The organism is Aeromonas sp. S41-2 (assembly GCF_027705845.1).
In the GTDB taxonomy this organism is placed as follows: Bacteria; Pseudomonadota; Gammaproteobacteria; order Enterobacterales; family Aeromonadaceae; genus Aeromonas; species Aeromonas hydrophila.
The window spans coordinates 522315-541108 of the sequence record NZ_JAPDCG010000002.1; the positions used below are offsets into that span (position 1 = coordinate 522315).

Here is an 18794-nt window from a genome sequence, read left to right on the forward strand (position 1 = left end):
TCATGGAGGAAACGTGCGCCCTTTACCCATTTTTACCCTGACCCTGGCGATGCTGCTCTGGTCCAGCTCCTTCATCGCGCTCAAGCACGTGCTGGGGGTCTGGGGCTTCGGTCAGGTGCTGTTCATGCGCATGAGCGTGGCGGCGCTCTGCTGGCTGTGCTGCTACCGCTATCTCGGCAATTTCCGCTATCAGAAAGGGGACTGGCGCTGGCTGGCATTGATGGGGGCGCTGGAGCCCTGTCTCTATTTCCTGCTGGAGGTCAACGCCCTGCGCTACACCAGTGCCGGTCAGGCCGGCATGGTCTGTGCCCTGTTGCCGCTCATCGTGGCACTGGTGGCCTTCGTGCTGATCCGCGAGCGGGTGAGCCGGCGCCAGTTGCTCGGCTTTGCGATCGCCATCTTTGGCATCGCGCTGCTCGGCTTTGGCAGCGGGGTGGATGAATTTGCCCCCAATGCCCTGCTTGGCAACAGCCTGGAGATGGCGGCCATGTTCTGCGCCGCCACCTACTCGGTGGTGTTCAAGAAGCTCTGCAGCCGCTACAGCGTGTTGACCCTGACTGCGTTGCAGGCCTTCGTCGGCACCCTCTTCTTCGCCCCCTTTGCCTTTGGCGAACCCTGGCCGACGGCCTGGGTCTGGCAGGACATGGCGGTCATCGTCTTTCTCGGCGCCTGCGTGACCCTGGGGGCCTACCTGCTTTACAACTGGTCGGTGACCCAGGTGAAGGTAACGCTGGCGGCGGCCTACGTCAATCTCATCCCGGTGTTCACCCTGCTGCTGGCCTATCTGCTGCTGGGAGAGACCCTCAACGCCTTGCAATGGGTGGCCTGTGGCGCCGTGCTGCTGGGGATCGCGGTGGGACAGCTGCCGGCCAGGCGTGTGCGAATGCCGGCGGCCACCACAGGCCCGTGACGGCCACAAATTGACTACAGTCAGGGCAGGTAGCAGCGAGGAACGGGATCATGAGTGACATGAGGTTACTGGCACAGGCGCGACTGCTGCTTGGCCACCATCCCTTCACCCTGGCCGATGCGCGGGCACTGGAGGCGCTGGAAGAGGAAGCGGTGGGCGAGGAGGGGATCTGCATCGCCGAGCTGTGGGAGTGTGCCCTGCAGCAGGCTGACGAGGAGGCCAGGCACTATCTGTCGGGGCGGGATTGACGCTTTGACTGGAAGATAAAAAACACGGGGCCTGGCCCCGTGTGTTGTGATGGCGAGGCCCTTAGATGGAGAGGCCCTTGACGGTGTCCGACACCGAGTTGGCGTCCTCGATGATCTCCTGAATGACGCCGGCGATGATATCGGCCTGGGCCTGGCTCGCCATCGCCTTGTCCGATACTACCGAGACGGTCTGGGTGATCCTCGAGGTGATGTCAGAGTTGAGCCGGATGACGGAGACTATCTCGCCGGTAGAGGTGGAGGTTCTCGCCGCCAGCTGGCGCACTTCATCGGCCACCACCGCAAACCCGCGGCCCTGCTCGCCGGCGCGGGCCGCCTCGATGGCGGCGTTGAGCGCCAGCAGGTTGGTCTGATCCGCGATGCTGCTGATGGTCGAGATGATGGACTCTATGCTTCTGGATTGCTGGTTGAGGTTCTCTATCTGCCGGCTGACTTCACTGACCGAGCTGTTGATGTGGGCCGAGGTTTCCAGCACCTTGTCGATCACCTCCCGTCCCCTGGCGGCGCTCAGCACTGTCTCTCCGGCGATGGCGCAGGCCTTCTGGGCAGCCTCGCGCACCGAGATGGACTTTTCCACCCGCTCGCTGATGTTGCTCGCCAGCTTGATGATTTTGATCACCTTGCCCTCATGGTTGAAGATGGGGTTGTAGGTGGCCTCCAGCCAGATCTTCTCGCCGTGGCGACCACGGCGCATGAAGAGCCCCGACTGGATGGAGCCCGTTCCCAGATCCCGCCAGAAGTTGGGATTCTGCTGATAGAAGGCCTCGTCACAGAACATGCGGTGGGGCTGGCCCACCACCTCGTCCAGCCGGTAGCCGAAGCAGTGCAGGAAATTCTGGTTGGCGGTGATGACGGTGCCATCGGGCTGGAAGTCGATGACGGCCAGGGATTTGTCCAGTGCCGCCAGCAGCGCCTGGGTGCGCTCCAGGGTGGATTGCTGTTCGGTGACGTTGGAGGCCACCTTGGCCACCTTGATCACCTTGCCATCGAGGAGGATCGGGAAGTAGCTGGCTTCGAGCCAGACCGCCTTGCCCGATTTGGTCTGCCGGATGAAACGGCCGTTGCGTGACTCCCCTCTGCGCAGATCCTGCCACAGCTGTTCATATTCGCGGGTTTTCACGTCCTCGGGAAAGCAGAGGGCGCTGTGGTGCTTGCCGATCACCTCCTCCCGGGCATAGCCCACGATGGCGAGAAAACGATCGTTGACGAAGGTGACCACCCCCTCCGGGGTGAACTCGATATAGGGAACCTGTGACTGGATGGCCTGCTCAAAGGCGCCAAGTTCTGCGATCTGTGCCGCTTGTTCACTCTGTTCACTTTTACCCGTGCGATTCCAAAACATGGCGGAGCTCCTTGTTAAGACCCTGGTGAGGCCTTTCATGACAATACCCGACCGGCTGAATACTAGTACAGGTTGTTTTGTCGTCGCCTCAGCCATCAGGGTTAATTGTTTGTTTTGTCATTATCGATCTTGTCATGTCGGCAAGCCGTGCAGAGGGGCGGGGAGGCCGGTCCCGCTCCGGCAGGCTGACGGCAGGCCCCTTGGACGGCATTTGCCCCACGCTTTGCTCATTTTCCCTGCGATTCAACACATCAGAGCACCTTATCGCGGCAAGATGAGGTATCTTATGCCCCGATTTCATCCATTAAACGGATCCGAGACCCCATATGATCATCAAACCCAAGGTTCGCGGCTTTATCTGCACCACCACTCACCCGGTCGGTTGTGAAGCCAATGTTCGTCGCCAGATCGCTTATACAAAGGCCAAGGGCACCATCGAGAATGGTCCCAAGAAGGTGCTGGTGATCGGCGCTTCCACCGGTTATGGCCTGGCTTCCCGCATTGCCGCCGCCTTTGGCTCCGGCGCCGCCACCCTCGGTGTCTTCTTCGAAAAAGCCGGCAGTGAGACCAAGACTGCCACCGCCGGCTGGTACAACTCCGCTGCCTTCGACAAGGCCGCCAAAGAGGCGGGCCTCTACGCCAAGAGCATCAACGGCGATGCCTTCTCCAATGAATGCCGCGCCAAGGTGATCGAGCTCATCAAGCAGGATCTGGGTCAGATTGATCTGGTGGTCTACTCCCTGGCCTCGCCGGTGCGCAAACTGCCGGATACCGGCGAAGTGGTGCGCTCTGCTCTGAAACCCATCGGTGAGGTCTACACCACCACCGCCATCGATACCAACAAGGATCAGATCATCACCGCCACCGTCGAGCCGGCGAATGAGGAAGAGATCCAGAACACCATCACCGTCATGGGCGGTCAGGATTGGGAGCTGTGGATGGCGGCCCTGCGCGATGCAGGCGTGCTGGCCGACGGCGCCAAGTCCGTGGCCTACTCCTACATCGGCACCGACCTGACCTGGCCAATCTACTGGCACGGTACTCTGGGCCGCGCCAAGGAAGATCTGGACCGCGCCGCCGCCGCCATCCGTGGCGATCTGGCTGCCAAGGGCGGCACCGCCCACGTGGCCGTGCTCAAATCCGTGGTGACCCAGGCCTCCTCCGCCATTCCGGTGATGCCGCTCTACATCTCTATGGCCTTCAAGATCATGAAGGAGAAGGGCATTCACGAAGGCTGCATGGAGCAGGTGGACCGCATGATGCGCACCCGTCTCTACGCTGCCGACATGGCGCTGGACGATCAGGCTCGCATCCGCATGGATGACTGGGAGCTGCGTGAAGACGTGCAGCAGACCTGCCGCGACCTGTGGCCGTCCATCACCAGCGAGAACCTCTCCGAACTGACCGACTACACCGGTTACAAGCAGGAGTTCCTGCGCCTGTTCGGTTTCGGGCTGGACGAGGTCGATTACGATGCGGATGTGAATCCGGACGTAAAATTCGATGTGGTCGAGCTCTGAGTCTGACCCAAGTGAAAACAGGGCCCCGCGGGGCCCTGTTTTTTTGGCAAAAATCCCGCTAAGTTGCGGAATTTTATTATCCGCGATCACCTTTTTCCCATATCAAACCCGCTAGTCTGGCGGTGATCGGATCACATGACGGCATTGCCGAGGTACGGAAGCTATGACCACTCCACATGAAGCGCCCAAAAAGCGCCAACTCCCCACTGTCTATACCCTGCTTTTCATCATCATCGCCCTGATGGCGGCCCTGACCTGGGTGCTGCCGGCGGGCAAATACAACTACGTGACGGCCAAGACCCAGCAGCCGATTGCGGCGGCGGCTGTGGCCGACTACAGCGGCGACGAGCGGCTGTTGCCGGTGCCCGGCAGCTACACCGAGCTCCCCTCCCAACCGCAGGGGGTATTCGATGTGCTCAAGGCCCCCATCCAGGGCTTTCACAAGGCGGCCGACGTGGCGCTGTTCGTGCTCATCATCGGCGGTTTCCTGGCGGTGACCATGCAGAGCGGGGCACTGGATGCCGGGGTGGGGGCCATCGTGCGCGGTTTTGCCGGGCGCGAGCGGCTGCTGATCCCTGTGCTGATCGCCCTGTTTGCCCTCGGCGGCTCCACCTTCGGCATGGCGGAGGAGACGGTGGCCTTCTGGGCACTGATCGTGCCGGTGATGATGGCGGCGGGCTTCGATCGCATGGTGGCGGCAGGGATCATCCTGCTCGGCTCCGGGGTCGGGGTGCTCGCCTCTACCGTCAACCCGTTTGCCACTGGCATCGCCTCCGGTTTTGCCGGCATCCCCATCGGTGAGGGGATTGGCCTTAGGGTTGTGCAGTGGCTGCTGCTGGTGATCTTCGCCTCCTGGTTCGTGATGCGCTACGCCAAGCAGGTGCAGCAGGACAAGTCCCGCTCCGTGCTGGCCGACATCGCCTATGACGACGAGTTCTCCCAGATGAAGAGCGGCAACCTTGCCTTCAGCGGCAAGCAGAAGCTCACCATGCTGGTCTTCTTCGGCACCTTCCTGCTGATGATCTATGCGGTGGTGCCCTGGTCGGATCTGGGCATCGACCTGTTGCCTACCCTGGGCTGGTGGTTCGACGAGCTCTCCACCCTGTTTTTCAGCGCCTCCATCCTGATCGCGCTGATCAACCGGATGCCGGAGTCCAACTACGTAGCGACCTTCCTCAACGGGGCGCGGGACCTCATCGGGGTGGCGCTGGTGGTGGCGGTGGCACGCGGCATCTATGTGGTGATGGAGCATGGCGTCATCATCGACACCATACTGCACTGGGCCGAGGGGCTGGTGAGCGGGCTGTCGTCGTCGGTGTTCATCCTGATGGCCTATCTGGTGCACATCATCCTGAGCTTCTTCATCCCCTCCACCTCGGGGCTGGCGACCGTCTCCATGCCGCTGATGGGGCCGCTGGCAGACTTCTCCGGGATCTCGCGGGATCTGGTGATCACCGCCTATCAGTCCGCCTCCGGCTGGATCAACCTGTTCGCCCCCACCGCCGCCCATCTGGTGGCCGGTCTGGCGCTGGCCAAGATCCCCTACGATCGCTTCGTGCGTTGGGTGCTGCCCTTCATCATCGGGGTAGCCCTCATCACCATGGCGGTGCTGGTGGCCGGTGCCCTGCTGCACGGCTGATGGCGCGGCTAGAAAATGACAGACAACAAAAAGGCTCCCGCGGGAGCCTTTTTCATGAGCCTTGCTTACTGCTTGTAGCCCTTGAGGAAGCGGGCGAGGCGGCCGATGGCCTCTTCCAGCTCCTCTTCCCGGGGCAGGAACACCAGCCGGAAGTGATCCGGCGCCGGCCAGTTGAAGCCGGTGCCCTGCACCAGCAGCAATTTTTCCTGCTGCAGCAGATCGAACACCATCTTCTGGTCGTCGCGGATGTCGTACACCTTGGGGTCGAGGCGCGGGAACATGTAGAGCGCCCCCTTGGGCTTGACGCAGGAGACGCCAGGAATGTCGTTGAGCAGCTCCCACGCCTTGTCGCGCTGGCGGCGCAGGCGGCCGCCCGGCAGGATCAGCTCGTTGATGCTCTGGTAGCCACCCAGGGCGGTCTGGATGGCGTGCTGCATCGGCACGTTGGCGCACAGCCGCATGGAGGCCAGCATCTCCAGCCCCTCGATGTAGCCCTTGGCACGGCCCTTGGGACCGGTGATGACCATCCAGCCCTGACGGAAGCCGCAGGCGCGGTAGGCCTTGGAGAGGCCGTTGAAGGTCACCACCATCACATCGTCGCACAGGGTGCAGACGCTGGTGTGGGAGATGTCGTCGTAAAGGATCTTGTCGTAGATCTCGTCGGCGAAGATGATGAGGTTGTGCTGGCGGGCGATCTCGATCACCTCCAGCAGAAACTCGCTGCCGTAGACGGCGCCGGTCGGGTTGTTGGGGTTGATCAGCACCAGGCCGCGGGTACGCGGGGTGATGCGGGCGCGGATGTCGTCGAGGTCCGGATACCAGTCGGCCCCTTCGTCGCAGCGATAGTGCACCGCATGGCCGCCGGAGAGGGTCACTGCCGCCGTCCACAGCGGATAGTCGGGGGAGGGCACCAGCATCTCGTCGCCGTTGTTGAGCAGCGCCTGCATCGCCATCACGATGAGCTCGCTGGCGCCGTTGCCGATGTAGATGTCGTCGATGTCGACCTTGCGCATCCCTTTCTGCTGGTAGTACTGCATCACCGCCTTGCGGGCCGAGAACAGCCCCTTGGAGTCGCAGTAGCCCTGGCTGAGCGGCATGTTGAGGATCACATCCTTGATGATCTCTTCCGGTGCATCGAAACCGAACGGGGCCGGGTTGCCGATGTTGAGCTTGATGATGCGGTGGCCTTCGTCTTCGAGACGGCGAGCTTCTTTATGCACCGGGCCGCGGATGTCATAGCAGACATCGTCGAGCTTGTGCGACTTGTCGATAGTGAACATGGTGACTGTGATTCCTTCCCCTGGGGGCGCGTTGGCGAAAAAGGCGTTTTTTAGTATCAAATTTCTTTTCCCCTATTCTTCACAGAATTGAATGCTAGAACAATCCTCTTTTTAGTAGAATTCCCTGATTTTTAGCCCTGAAACAGGGTTGCCAAAACGTTAAATTCAGCACGATCGTTTGTGCTAACCGAGTTTCACCAGTGAAAGATGAGGGGCTGATTAACAAAGCTACCCGACTGTGTTGAAATATTCACTCTCGCTGGCACGATTGGCTTGCGTGAAAAATGTCATTATTTTTGTCGGCGCCGGCCCAAAAAGCAGAGCATGTGGTCTGCGCGCCATGCTGGCGCCGCCCGGCGTCGATATCGAAGGAGTTCCCATGCAAGCCCCTGCAGTTGGTCGCTACCGCCATTTCAAAGGTGGGTATTATCAGGTGTTGACCCTGGCCCTGCACACCGAAACCGGGGAGCAGCTGGTGATCTACCAGAGCGAGCAGGATGGCGCCGTCTATGCCCGCCCGGTGGCCATGTTCATGGAGTGGATCGAGCATCAGGGAGACGTGGTGAGCCGTTTCACCCCGGTTGCCGGCTAAGGCTGACCATTGACCATGAAAAAAGGCGCCTGATGGCGCCTTTTTCACAACGTGAGCTTACTGGTAGAGACCCAGGTTCTCTTTGGCATAGGCTTCGAAATCGGTGCAGCCACCGATGTGCTGCTCGTCCAGGAAGATTTGCGGCACGGTATTGACCGGCTTGCCGGCGCTCTTGGCCAGATCTTCCTTGGTGATGCCTTCGGCGTGGATGTCCACGTAGCGGAATTTGAAATCGTCACGCTGCTCAACCAGCTGCTCGGCGATCTGCTTGGCACGGACACAATAGGGGCAACCGGGACGACCAAAAATCACTGCAAACATGTTCTCTCTCCATTCATATGAGGCTGGGGACAGGATAGCCCCGCCTCGTGACTAGTCAAAGTGGAAATTGTCGATACGGCCGTTCGCCATCTTCGATAAGGCGGCGCCTCGCCGGCCGTCATCGTCAATCCCCTTGCGGCAGCTCAACCCTGATCGGCGATCTGGATCGGCTGCTGCTGATAGATGCTCTCCAGCACTCCCTTCTCGAACACGGTCCAGGGCCAGGCGGCCTTGCTGGCGCGGTAGCGCTCGTGGGTCGCCGGATCCTGCGACAGGCCGCGCTGGAACATGACGAAGGCCTTGCGCTGGCCGCCGGCGGTGTCGATGAAGCCCACCAGGTTGGAGGTGCCGGTGATGGTGCCGGTCTTGGCATGCACCTTGTTCTTCATCATGGGGGCGGTGACGCTGCGTCGCCACGCCAGGGTGCCATCCACCTGGGAGCTTGGCAGCAGCTTGATGAGGCCAAGCTCGGCATCATTTTTCTGGATGAAGTTCAGCACCGACAGCATCTGGCGGGCGCTGATTAGGTTGTGGGCAGAGAGGCCCGAGCCGTCGGCCAGGGTGGCGTTGCCCAGATCGATGCCGTTCTTGGTCAGGATGGCGCGCACCGCCATGGTGCCGCTGCGATAGCTGCCCGGCTTGTTGTAGTAGTGACGACCGACGGTCTTGAGGAAGGTATCGGCGTAGAGGTTGTCCGATTTCTTCAGCATCTTGGCCAGCATCACCGGCAATGAGACCGAGTAGTGGGTGCCCAGCGTCTCGGCATTGTCCGGGGACTGGTGGGTCACCCGCAGCAGGCCGTCATGCTTGATACCGGCTCTGTCCATGGCCCAGCGGATGTTGTCCCAGCCCCAGGCCTCCACGTCGTGGATGGCGAAGCGCAGCCCCTGGGGCTCCTTGTTCGGGGTGATGCAGCCCTTGAGCTCGTAGAAGTTGCCCTTGGCCATGTCCACTTCCAGTGCGCAGAACTGGCGCGCCATGTCGCCATAGCTCATCACCTCCACGTTGTCGGCACCGATGCCGATGGGCACGCCGGTGGCCACGTTGCCGGTGGCCGGTTTGCCGATCTGGGTGGCGGTGATGGTGCCGTAGGCGCAGTTCTTGTCGATGATCACCGACGAGACCGGGGCGGCGAAACAGAGGGTCTGATCCCCCCACGACCAGCCGTTGCCGCGCTCATAGCCGTTGTAGGCGCCGGTGTTGACGTAGACGTTGCCCTTGATGCGGTTCACGCCGAGCTGCTTGAACAGGGCCAGCAGGTCCATCCGTGACAGGGTGGGATCGCCGACGAAGTTGATCCAGATGTCGCCATTGATGGCATCACCCTGTTTGGCGCCGGGCTGGGCCTGGACGTCGGTGGCAAAGCGGAAATCGGCACCGAGCTCGAGACGGGCCGCCAGCGCGGTGAGTACCTTCATGGTGGAGGCGGGGGCGATCATCTGATCCGCATGGCGGGCAAATTCAACCCCGTTGTTGCCCTGCACTATGATGGCGTACTGGCCCCCCTGGGGCGGGGTGAGCGGGGCGGCCTGGGCCGCCAGGGAAAAGAGAGCACAAAAACCAATCAACAGCCGCTGCATAACATCCTCTAAACGTGACGAAGGGGCCCGGCAGTGGCGCCGGCCCTGACAATTCAACCTGGTTTCACCCGCCGATGCGGGATCGACCGTGGCAAAGCAATTCATACGATTTATGCCGGTCGCCACTGGCCATCACGCCATCGAGTTGGCGGTGCGATAGCGACCCTCATAATCAAAAATCTTCTCTTTTATCTGCCAGAACCGCCCCGCTTTGCGGGCGATGACGAAATCGGGGTGGCGAAACTGGCTTTGTGCCGCCAGCACGCTCGCCAGGGTGGCAAATTCGGGTTCCAGACCCGGAGCGGGCCAATGATGACGCACAAAGACCTGTTGAAACAAGCGCCGTGCGCCCTGGGAGTGAAATCCGAAGTACTCATTGAGGGTGAGACCATCCTCATCGTGATAGACCACCTCCAGCCGCTCCCCCTGTTTGCCACGCCCGGCATTCAGCGTCAAACCGGCGCAGCGAATGACCATGCAGTCCTTGAGATTGAGCGCCTCTTTGAGCTTGTCGTCAGGGTCCACCAGCAGCTGATCGCAGCTCTGGCAGCGGCGGGCGGCGATGTCGTTTTCGCTGCCGCAAGCGGGGCAGATCTTGGCGCGAAAACGGTAGTCGCACTCCTCGCGATGGCCCTCGTCATCTTCAAACAGCCCCTGACAGCGGCGGCCGTAGTGCTCGATCACCTTGCCATCCTCGTCGGTCTTGCCCCAGAAGGTGTTGGCAAAGCCGCAGGCAGGGCAGGGCACCTGCACCGGCTCGGTGCCGGCGTGGGGCCTGGGTTCCCCCACTTCGGGGGCGAACAGGTTGAAGTTGTTGCCCGCGTAGTCGAGCACCAGACAGTCCGTCTTGCCAGGCGAGAGGCGCAGGCCGCGACCCACGATCTGCTGGTAGAGCGACACCGATTCTGTGGGTCTGAGCATCACGATGAGATCCACGTGGGGGGCGTCGAAGCCGGTGGTGAGCACCGCCACGTTGACCAGAAACTTGAGCTCGCGCGCCTTGAAGGCGTTGATGAGGGCGTCGCGCTCCGGCCCCGGCGTCTCGCCGGTGATGAGGGCGGCCTGCTGGCCTCTGGTGCCCAGCAGGCAGTGAATTTCGCGGGCATGCTCGACGGTGGCGGCGAAGATCATCACCCCCTGCCGATCGGCCGCATACTCCAGCACCTGGCTCAGGATATGGGGGGTGACCCGCTGCTGACGCTTGAGCTCACCGTTGAGATCCGCTTCGCTGAACAGGCCATTCTCCCGCGCCACCAGCTTGCTGAAGTCGTAGTGGACGATGGGGGCATCTACCATGCGCGGCGGCGTCAGATAGCCGTTTTTCACCATGAAGCGCAGCGGCAGCTCGAATACGCAGTCGCCGAACAGCCGCTCGCCGTGGCTTTTGACCATGCCGTGGTAGTGGCGCCGGTAGATCCAGCCCAGCCCGAGCCGATAGGGGGTGGCGGTGAGGCCGAGGATCTTGAGGGCCGGATTGGCGGTCTTGAGATGGTCGATCACCTGATGGTATTGGCTGTCGTCATCGAGCGAGACTCGGTGGCACTCGTCAATGATGAGCAGCGAAAACGCCCCGTCGAAGGCAGCCAGATTGCGTGCCACCGACTGCACCGAGCCAAACACCACCTGGGCGCTCGCCTCCTTTCGGGCGAGGCCGGCGGCGAAGATATCGGCCTTGAGCCCCCACGCCTCGTACTTGGCGTGGTTCTGCTCCACCAGCTCCTTGACGTGGGCCAGCACCAGCACCCGGCCGCGCGCCTTGCGGGCCAGCTCGGCGATCACCAGACTCTTGCCGGCCCCGGTGGGCAGCACCACCACGGCGGGATCCGGGTGCTGACGAAAGTGGCTGATCACGGCGTTGACGGCGTCGGTCTGATAGGGTCTGAGAACGAACATGCAGGCTTGGGTATGTCGATGTGGGGTGGTGCAGGGTGGCGCCATTATAGGGATCTTGGCGCCAAAAAACAGCGGGCCGGCATGGTGCCGGCCCGCTGGCGATGACGTCTTCGCTTAGTGGAAGGGGAAGACGTAGTTCATCCAGCTGGCCATGCGCAGCAGCACCTTGCGCATCACCGAGACATGGTGGAAGTGCTTGGTGTAGATGGCAGCCTGGCCGCTGGCCCCGGCGATCACCTGATACTTGGGCCATTCGGGGTCGGTGATGGAGATGAGCACCGGCAGGCGGCCCGGCTGAACGGCACTGGCCTGATCCAGCAGGCCGGCGTTGGCCTGCACGTTACCGGCGGCGATGGCCGGGATCACGGCGGTCACCTGGCCCTGGAAGATCTTGCCGGGGATGCCGTCGATCACCACCTCGGCCTCATCGCCCACCGCCAGGCGCTGCATGCTGTTCTGCCAGAACCAGCCCACATAGGCGGTTTCATCCTTGTGAATGAAGGTCATCACCGGGCGATACATGAAGGGGGTGGCTATCATGCCGGGGCGCAGGGCCAGCTGCACCACGTGGCCGTCGCTCGGGGCATAGACCACGGTCTGTTCAACCTGATACCTGGCCTCGTCGAGCTGGGCCTGCAGATCTTCCAGCGTTGCCTGTTGCTGCTCGATCTGGGCCACGATGTCATCCACGTTGGCCTGGGTGACGTCGAGGTCGCGCTGCTTGCCGACGCCGCGACGCATCAGGTCGCTGGCGCGATCCCGATCGAGCTTGGCGGAGCGCAGCCTGGCCTCGATGGACTTGAGGTGGTTGCGGTTGGATTCAACCCGCGCCGTCAGGCTGTCCGCCCTCAGCTGGAAGGGGGCGGCATCCAGGCGAAACAGCACGTCGCCCTTCTTCACCGGCTGGTTGGCCTGTACCGGCACCTCGATGACCCGGCCCTTGACCAGCGGCACGATCGGGGTGGAGACATAGTAGTTGCGCGCCATCTCGGAGTAGGGGTGGTTGTAGTTCATCAGCATGATCAGGGTGCCGATGAGCAGCACGCCACCCAGCGCGGCGGTGGGCACGGTCCACTTGTTGAGCGGGATACGGAAGATTTTGAAGATGGCCACGCAGACGGCCGTGTAGGTCAGGATCAGTAGCAGGTCCATGATTTATCCCTGTTGCTCGGTCTGTTCGATGGTATTGAGGCGGGCCTTGAGGTCGGCCAGCTCCTGTTTGAGCTGCTGGATATCATCTTCATCCTGCTGCAGCCGCTGGTTGAAGCCCCAGCCCCGCTCGGGACGATAGAGGGTGGCCCAGATCCAGAGGAAGGGCCACAGCACATGCAGAGTGAACAGACTGACCCAGCCGGCCACGTGAATGGCGTCCTGATGGGGGTGTTGACGATGTTTGGCTATTTCATAGGGAATGTCGTGAATGACGATGACCCCATAAAAAATGACCAAACCCACAAAAAAAAGCAGACCAAGAGCAAAATAATCGAGTGCCATTTACGCCTCCGCTGGCTTGACGCACCGCATTGTCATTGGGATCAGGGCTCTGCAAGGCAGTCAGCCACCTGATTTCCCTCCTGTCGGGCCCGAAATCTTAAGTTGTTTTGTTGTACTGAAGCTTAAGTAGTTTCCAAGTCGTCAAAACAGACGCTGATATTGTTGGGGGCAAGTCCGTAAAGTCGTATCCATGACAAGGACTTACGCTGGGAGTATGGCATTGCTGAAGGGAAATGTTCAGCAAAAAAAGGAGCCCTGACGGCTCCTTTTTTGACATGGTTGGCGTGGATCAACTTTCGCTGGGCTTGTTGATCAGCGCGGGCCTGAATTTCACCAGGAAGGCCACCGTGACGATCAGGGTGCTGGCCAGTCCAATTGTGGTGGAGATGCCCATTTCCAGCCCGAACCCGATGGGGGCGTTGGCCAGGTAGGTGAACACCACGGCGGTCATGAACATGGCAGGAATGGTGCAGACCCAGTGCAGCTTGCCCTCTTTGGCGAGGTAGGCCGCCGCCGCCCACAGCATCATCACCGCGGTGGTCTGGTTGGCCCAGCCGAAGTAGCGCCAGATCACCCCGAATTCGGCCTTGGAGATGATGAAGCCGAGGATGAACATGGGAATGGCGATCAGCAGTCGCTTGGCCATGGGCTTCTGGGTCAGTTTCAGGAAGTCCGCGACGATGAGGCGGGCACTGCGAAACGCGGTGTCGCCGGAGGTGATGGGCAGGATCACCACGCCGAGGATGGCCAGGATGCCGCCGACGGTACCGAGCAGGCTGGTGGAGACCTCGTGCACCACGGCAGAGGGGCCGCCGCTGGCCAGGGTGGCGTTGAGCGCCTCGGTGCTGTCATAGAAGGAGAGACCCAGGGTGCACCAGATGAGGGCGATGATCCCTTCACCAATCATGGCGCCGTAGAAGATGAAGCGGCCGGAGCTCTCGTTTTGCATGCAGCGCGCCATCAGCGGTGACTGGGTGGCGTGGAAGCCCGACACGGCGCCGCAGGCGATGGTGATGAAGAGCAGCGGCCAGAGCGGCAGCTCGGTCGGGTGCAGGTTGGAGAAATCCATCCCGGTGTTGTAGAAGCCTTTGCCGGAGACGATGAGGCCGATGATGAGGCCGACCGACATGAACACCAGCAGGGCGCCGAAGATGGGGTAGAAACGGCCGATGATCTTGTCGATGGGGACTATGGTCGCCAGGATGTAGTAGGCGAAGATGGCCGCAATCCAGTAGACCAGGTCGGTGGAGGTGAGGTTGGCCAAGAGGCCTGCCGGGCTCAGCACGAACACCACGCCCACCAGCATCAACAGCACCACGGCGAACAGGTTCATGAAGTGCTTGGCGGTGGTGCCGAGGTGTTCACCGACCACGGTCGGCACCGAGGCGCCCTTGGCGCGTACCGACAGCATGCCGGAGAAGTAGTCGTGCACCGCACCGGCGAAGATGCAGCCGAACACGATCCAGAGCATGGCGACCGGACCGTAGAGGGCGCCCAGGATGGGGCCGAAAATGGGGCCGACGCCGGCGATGTTGAGCAGCTGAACCAGATAGACCTTCTTGTCCGACATGGGGACATAGTCCACCCCGTCCGCCATGGTGATGGCGGGGGTTTTCAGCTCCGGCTTGGGGCCGAATATCCGTTCGATGAATTTGCCGTATACGAAATAGCCGGCCACAAGTAAGCCGACACAGAGGAAGAACCAGATCATTGCTACGCTCCTGCTTTGTTATTGTTGGGTGTGCGCGGCCAGTGTAGGGGCTTGCTCTGTTGACGGCAGGTAAAACGACATGAGCGGTCATATGGCGGACCGAGCGGTCGGCGCTCGTGATCCGGCTCACATCGTGGGGCTTACTCCAGCCCCAGCATCTCCTTCAACTCCTTCAGGTAACGGCGGCTGACCGGCACCTGGGCGCCGTTCGGTGTCACTATCTCCGCCAGCTGGTTTTCCAGCAGCCGGATCTCGAAGATGGCGGCCGGGGCCACCAGATACTGGCGGTGGCAGCGCAGCAGCGGGGTCTTCTCCTCCAACGATTTGAGGGTGAGCTGGGTATGAAACAGCTCACCCTGGCTCGCCACGTGCACCCCGCCGAGATCGGAGAAGGCGTACTCCACCTGTTCGATGGGCAGCAGCCGTACCCGGTTGTGCAGGTAGCCAGGGATGTGGCGAATGGCGGGGGCGAGCGCCGTCATGGGGCGGGGGCTGAGATCTTGCCTCAGCCGCGCCAGCGTCTTGGCGAGGCGCGCCGGCTCCACCGGTTTGAGCAGGTAGTCGAAGGCGTTCTCCTCGAACGCCTGGATGGCGTACTCGTCAAAGGCGGTGACAAAGACGATGCGGGGCAGGGGATCGAGCATGGCCACCAGCTCCATGCCGCTGAGCTTGGGCATCTGGATGTCGAGAAACACCACGTCGGGTTTGAGCCGCTGAATAAGCGGCAGCGCCTCGATGGCATTGGCGGCCGCTCCCAGCAGTTCGATATCGGGCTCGGCGGCCAGGTGCTGCATCAGCTCCTCGCGGGCGTAAAGCTCGTCATCGACGATGAGGGTGCGGATCATGGGGTTCTCCTGCGTGGCTGGGGTGGTGGGTGAAGATGAAGTGGGACGGCGGCTGGATCATGGCAGCTCCCTTGGCAGGGTGACGGAGACCCGGGTCCAGCAGTCGGGCTCGCAACTGACGCTCAGGCCATAGCGGTTGCCGAAGGCGCTCTTGAGACGCCGGTCCACCAGGGTCATGCCGAGCCCGTCACCGGCCGGTTTCTCCTGCCAAGTGCCGGCATTGTCCTCCACGTGGATGGTGACCCGCTCTGCCGTCTGCTCGGTGTAGAGGCGAATGTGTCCCTGCTCCAGCAGAGTGGAGATGCCGTGCTTGATGGCGTTCTCGATGAGGGGCTGCAGGGTGAAGCTCGGCAGCTTGAGGCCAGCGAGGGCGGGCGGGATCTCGTTTTGCACCGTCAGCCTGTCGCCAAAGCGGGCCAGCTCGATCTCCAGATAGGACTGGCAGTGCTCCTGCTCCTCCTGCAGGGTGGCCAGGCCGCTCTGGCGCTTGAGGTTCTTGCGAAAGAACAGGGAGAGGTGCAGCAGCAGCTGGCGCGCCCGCTCGGGCTCGCGCCGGGTGATGGCGCTGATGGTGTTGAGGGTGTTGAACAGAAAGTGGGGATTGATCTGGGCCTGCACCAGCTTGAGCTCGGATTGCACCAGCAGTCGCTGCTGCTGCTCCAGCCGGCCGGTCAGCAACTGTTGGGAGAGCAGGTTGGCAATCCCTTCCCCCAGGGTGTGGTTGATCTTGAGAAACAGCCGCTTCTTGGGCTCATAGAGCTTGATGGTGCCGATCACCCCCTCGTCGCCGTGCAGCGGGATCACCAGCACCGAGCCGAGCTGGCACTGGGGCGAGATGCTGCAGCGGTAGGGCTGGCTGTTGCCGTCGGCAAACAGCACCTTGTTGCGGGCGATGGCCTGCATGGTGATGGCCGAGGTGATGGGGGTACCTGGTTGGTGGTGATCCTCGCCGATGCCGATGAAGGCGAGGATCTTGTCGGTATCCGTGATGGCGACGGCGCCGACCCCGGTCTCCTCCTGGATGATGCGGGCAATCTTGTGGCTGGCCTCTGGGGTGAAGCCCTGGCTCATGATGCCGACGGTGCGGTTGGCGATATTGAGCGCCTTGGCGGAGAAGACCCGGGAGAACTTCTCGTACATCTGCTGCTGATCGCGGATCATGCTGATGAAAAGCGCGGCGCCACAGGAGTTGGCCAGGATCATGGGGGTGGCGATGGTACGCACCAGCAGCAGGGATTTATCGAATGGCGTGGCCACCAGCAGGATGATCACCATCTGCATGATCTCGGCGTAGAGGGTGGTGAAGAAGGCGATACGCGGCTCGAACAAGGCGTCCATCTTGCCCGCCCGCATCAGCCGCCAGTGCACCAGCCCGCCCAGCAGTCCCTCGCAGGTGGTGGAGATGGCGCAGGCGAGATCGGTGAAGCCACCCAGGGTATAGCGGTGCAGGCCGCCGGTCAGCCCCACCAGAAAGCCCACCAGTGGGCCCCCCAGCAGCCCGCCCAGCACGGCGCCGACGGCGCGGGTATTGGCGATGGCATCGTCGATGTCCAGCCCCACGTAGGTGCCGAGAATGCAGAAGCAGGAGAAGGTAATGTAGATGAGCACCTTGTGAGGCAGCCTGACCGAGTAGTTGGCCAGCGGACGCAGCAGCGGACTCTTGGAAAAGAGGTAGGCGATGACCAGGCTGACGCTCATCTGTTGAAGCAGGGAGAGGACCAACTGCATAAAAAACGTTCCTCAGAGTCCGTGCCGAAAAAAGCGGCAACCTTGAATAAATGTGATCAGGATCTTGTTCTGCGGGGCGCCAGGGCGGGATTGCGGCCGCAGTGTGCCAGAAACGTGAAATAAAACCATATTAAATCAGCATGTTAAATTGATATTTGTGTAATCGCCCAAGGGTTGATATTGCTGGATGGAGCATGAATGTATCCGCTGGATACGCCACACGGAGGTGGCATGCTCCGCCCGGCCCCTTGGCTGGGCGTTTTTTATCCATGGTGGATGGCGAACAATTTTGCGGGCAATCGAGTGATTATTCAGGTTTGTCCAATGAGTTATCCCCAGCTTCTGGGGATAACTCAGAAGGCAAAATAGTAACAGAAGCGTCGGGTCAGGTTGAAAAACAGCCGTTGCCCCTCATCCAGCTCTTCCTGCTTGATAAATGATTTGATGGTGCGCTCATCTTCCCGCAGGTCGATCATCGCCACCCCTTCCGGCCGCTGCGCCTTGATGTAGGGCAGCACCTTGGGCTTGAGCGGCATGGTGGGCTCGGTGGAGAGCACCAGCGCCACCGAGTCGTCGGAGAGCATCACCAGCGAACCGGGCGGATAGACCCCCAGCACCTTGATCAGCAGCTTGACCAGATCCTGGTCGAATTTCTTCTGCGACAGCTTGTAGAGCTGGCTGATGGCCTGGCTCGGCGCCGCCGGCGTGGCGCTGTTGCGCGGGTGCAGCAGCTCGTCATAGTAATCCACCAGCCCGATGATCCGCGCCAGCGGCGGGATCTCGCCTCCCTTGATGCCAAGCGGAAAGCCGCTGCCGTCGAGGCGCTCGTGATGCAGATGGGCCACCTGGCGGATCTTGGGCTCGAAGGCCTGCAACTGGGTCAGCATCTCCAGCCCGTACTGGGGGTGCATGTTGAGGAAGTTTTGTTCCGACTTGTTGAGCTCCCCCCGTTTCTGGGTGATCTGGGTCGGGATCTTCAGCTCGCCGATGTCGTGCACCAGACCGGCCAGCCCGGTCTCTTCGATTTCAATGGGGTTCATGCCGAGCTCGCGGGCCATCAACATGGCGATGAAGGCCACGTTCAGGCTGTGCTGCAGCAGGATGTCGGTGTGGGGGCTGCGAATGAGGTGCAGACCGAGTGGCCCTTCGTGGGCGCTGATGCGGGCGGCGGCGTTGCGCACTATCTGCGCCGTGTTGGCGAGCCCTTCGTCCGGTTTGAGGTTGAGTGCCCCCAGTGCATCGCGCAGCTCGGACATGGATTGGCCGAAGGCCTTGTCGGCGGCGCGCAGGGAGCGGCGAAAGGCTTTCTCATCAAACGGGGCAGGGCCGCTCTCCACCAGCTCTTCGATGATTGACAGGTCAGGCCCGGCGGAAGGGATGTCACCGCGCAAGATGGGTTCGATAGGCAGGTCGCTCTTGTCGGGATCCACCATCAGCAGGCTGAGATCGAGATGGCGAATGATGTCGAGTTGCTGCTGATCCTTGATCTTGAATGCATTGAACATAAAAGGGTGGTTGGTCCATCCCGTGGGGAGATGGATATAGTGGCCTACCCGCAACTGCTCGATGGAGGCTTGTATCAGCGCCATACGCTAGCTCGCATTTCATGAATGCCTATGAACAAGCTAGCAAAATTAAGCAGATAGACAAACAAAAAAGCCCGCGCATGTGCG

16 protein-coding genes and 1 pseudogene are annotated in these 18794 nt (G+C 61.5%); 5 read left to right on the top strand and 12 right to left on the bottom strand.

Annotation, left to right across the window (positions count from 1 at the left end):
* The first annotated feature begins 13 nt into the window (after positions 1-13).
* Together OKC44_RS06845 and OKC44_RS06850 are read left to right on the top strand one after the other, a co-directional pair.
* Entirely contained in the window at positions 14-910 is an 897-nt protein-coding gene (locus OKC44_RS06845) for a DMT family transporter (protein ID WP_270811773.1), read from the top strand.
* Between the two features lie 50 nt (positions 911-960).
* A complete protein-coding gene (locus OKC44_RS06850) occupies positions 961-1158 on the top strand; it encodes a hypothetical protein (protein ID WP_270811774.1) in 198 nt (65 codons plus the stop codon).
* Between the two features lie 61 nt (positions 1159-1219).
* On the opposite strand, the gene OKC44_RS22195 is transcribed toward OKC44_RS06850, so the two are convergent.
* Together OKC44_RS22195 and OKC44_RS22200 are read right to left on the bottom strand one after the other, a co-directional pair.
* Positions 1220-1753 carry a methyl-accepting chemotaxis protein gene (locus OKC44_RS22195; protein WP_442865710.1) on the bottom strand — a complete coding sequence of 178 codons (534 nt, stop codon included), beginning with the start codon at positions 1751-1753 and terminating at the stop codon, positions 1220-1222.
* Between the two features lie 6 nt (positions 1754-1759).
* Positions 1760-2614: pseudogene (locus OKC44_RS22200) on the bottom strand (PAS domain-containing protein); the annotation flags it as partial.
* A 230-nt stretch (positions 2615-2844) separates the two neighbouring features.
* Between OKC44_RS22200 and fabV the strand changes: the two are divergent.
* Positions 2845-4038, top strand: a complete 1194-nt coding sequence (gene fabV / locus OKC44_RS06860; protein WP_029300362.1) for an enoyl-ACP reductase FabV — start codon at positions 2845-2847, stop codon at positions 4036-4038.
* A gap of 163 nt (positions 4039-4201) precedes the next feature.
* Positions 4202-5677 carry a YfcC family protein gene (locus tag OKC44_RS06865; protein ID WP_011706444.1) on the top strand — a complete coding sequence of 492 codons (1476 nt, stop codon included), beginning with the start codon at positions 4202-4204 and terminating at the stop codon, positions 5675-5677.
* 65 nt (positions 5678-5742) lie between these two features.
* Here OKC44_RS06865 and OKC44_RS06870 read toward each other — a convergent pair whose 3' ends face one another.
* The gene (locus OKC44_RS06870) at positions 5743-6957 is read right to left on the bottom strand and encodes a pyridoxal phosphate-dependent aminotransferase (protein WP_011706443.1); all 1215 of its coding nucleotides are present in this window, start codon (positions 6955-6957) and stop codon (positions 5743-5745) included.
* A gap of 379 nt (positions 6958-7336) precedes the next feature.
* Between OKC44_RS06870 and OKC44_RS06875 the strand changes: the two genes are divergently transcribed.
* Complete coding sequence (locus tag OKC44_RS06875; RefSeq protein ID WP_017408079.1) at positions 7337-7549, top strand: DUF1653 domain-containing protein; 213 nt, start codon at positions 7337-7339, stop codon at positions 7547-7549.
* Between the two features lie 57 nt (positions 7550-7606).
* On the opposite strand, the gene OKC44_RS06880 is transcribed toward OKC44_RS06875, so the two are convergent.
* From OKC44_RS06880 to OKC44_RS06920, 9 genes are all read right to left on the bottom strand, one after another.
* Positions 7607-7870 carry a GrxA family glutaredoxin gene (locus tag OKC44_RS06880; RefSeq protein WP_010633640.1) on the bottom strand — a complete coding sequence of 88 codons (264 nt, stop codon included), beginning with the start codon at positions 7868-7870 and terminating at the stop codon, positions 7607-7609.
* A 143-nt stretch (positions 7871-8013) separates the two neighbouring features.
* Entirely contained in the window at positions 8014-9450 is a 1437-nt protein-coding gene (gene dacB, locus OKC44_RS06885; RefSeq protein WP_270811781.1) for a D-alanyl-D-alanine carboxypeptidase/D-alanyl-D-alanine endopeptidase, read from the bottom strand.
* 132 nt (positions 9451-9582) lie between these two features.
* On the bottom strand, positions 9583-11343 hold the full coding sequence (locus tag OKC44_RS06890) for a DEAD/DEAH box helicase (RefSeq protein ID WP_270811783.1): 1761 nt from the start codon (positions 11341-11343) through the stop codon (positions 9583-9585).
* 114 nt (positions 11344-11457) lie between these two features.
* Entirely contained in the window at positions 11458-12495 is a 1038-nt protein-coding gene (locus tag OKC44_RS06895) for an HlyD family secretion protein (RefSeq protein ID WP_011706439.1), read from the bottom strand.
* Between the two features lie 3 nt (positions 12496-12498).
* Positions 12499-12837 (bottom strand): DUF3302 domain-containing protein, encoded by a 339-nt coding sequence (locus OKC44_RS06900; protein ID WP_011706438.1) that lies wholly within the window; start codon positions 12835-12837, stop codon positions 12499-12501.
* A gap of 289 nt (positions 12838-13126) precedes the next feature.
* Positions 13127-14548 (bottom strand): carbon starvation CstA family protein, encoded by a 1422-nt coding sequence (locus OKC44_RS06905; protein WP_011706437.1) that lies wholly within the window; start codon positions 14546-14548, stop codon positions 13127-13129.
* A 140-nt stretch (positions 14549-14688) separates the two neighbouring features.
* Positions 14689-15393, bottom strand: a complete 705-nt coding sequence (btsR, locus tag OKC44_RS06910; protein WP_270811786.1) for a two-component system response regulator BtsR — start codon at positions 15391-15393, stop codon at positions 14689-14691.
* A gap of 57 nt (positions 15394-15450) precedes the next feature.
* On the bottom strand, positions 15451-17121 hold the full coding sequence (locus OKC44_RS06915; RefSeq protein ID WP_270811788.1) for a sensor histidine kinase: 1671 nt from the start codon (positions 17119-17121) through the stop codon (positions 15451-15453).
* Positions 17122-17474: 353 nt separating this feature from the next.
* Entirely contained in the window at positions 17475-18710 is a 1236-nt protein-coding gene (locus tag OKC44_RS06920) for an HD-GYP domain-containing protein (protein WP_011706434.1), read from the bottom strand.
* Positions 18711-18794: the final 84 nt, after the last annotated feature.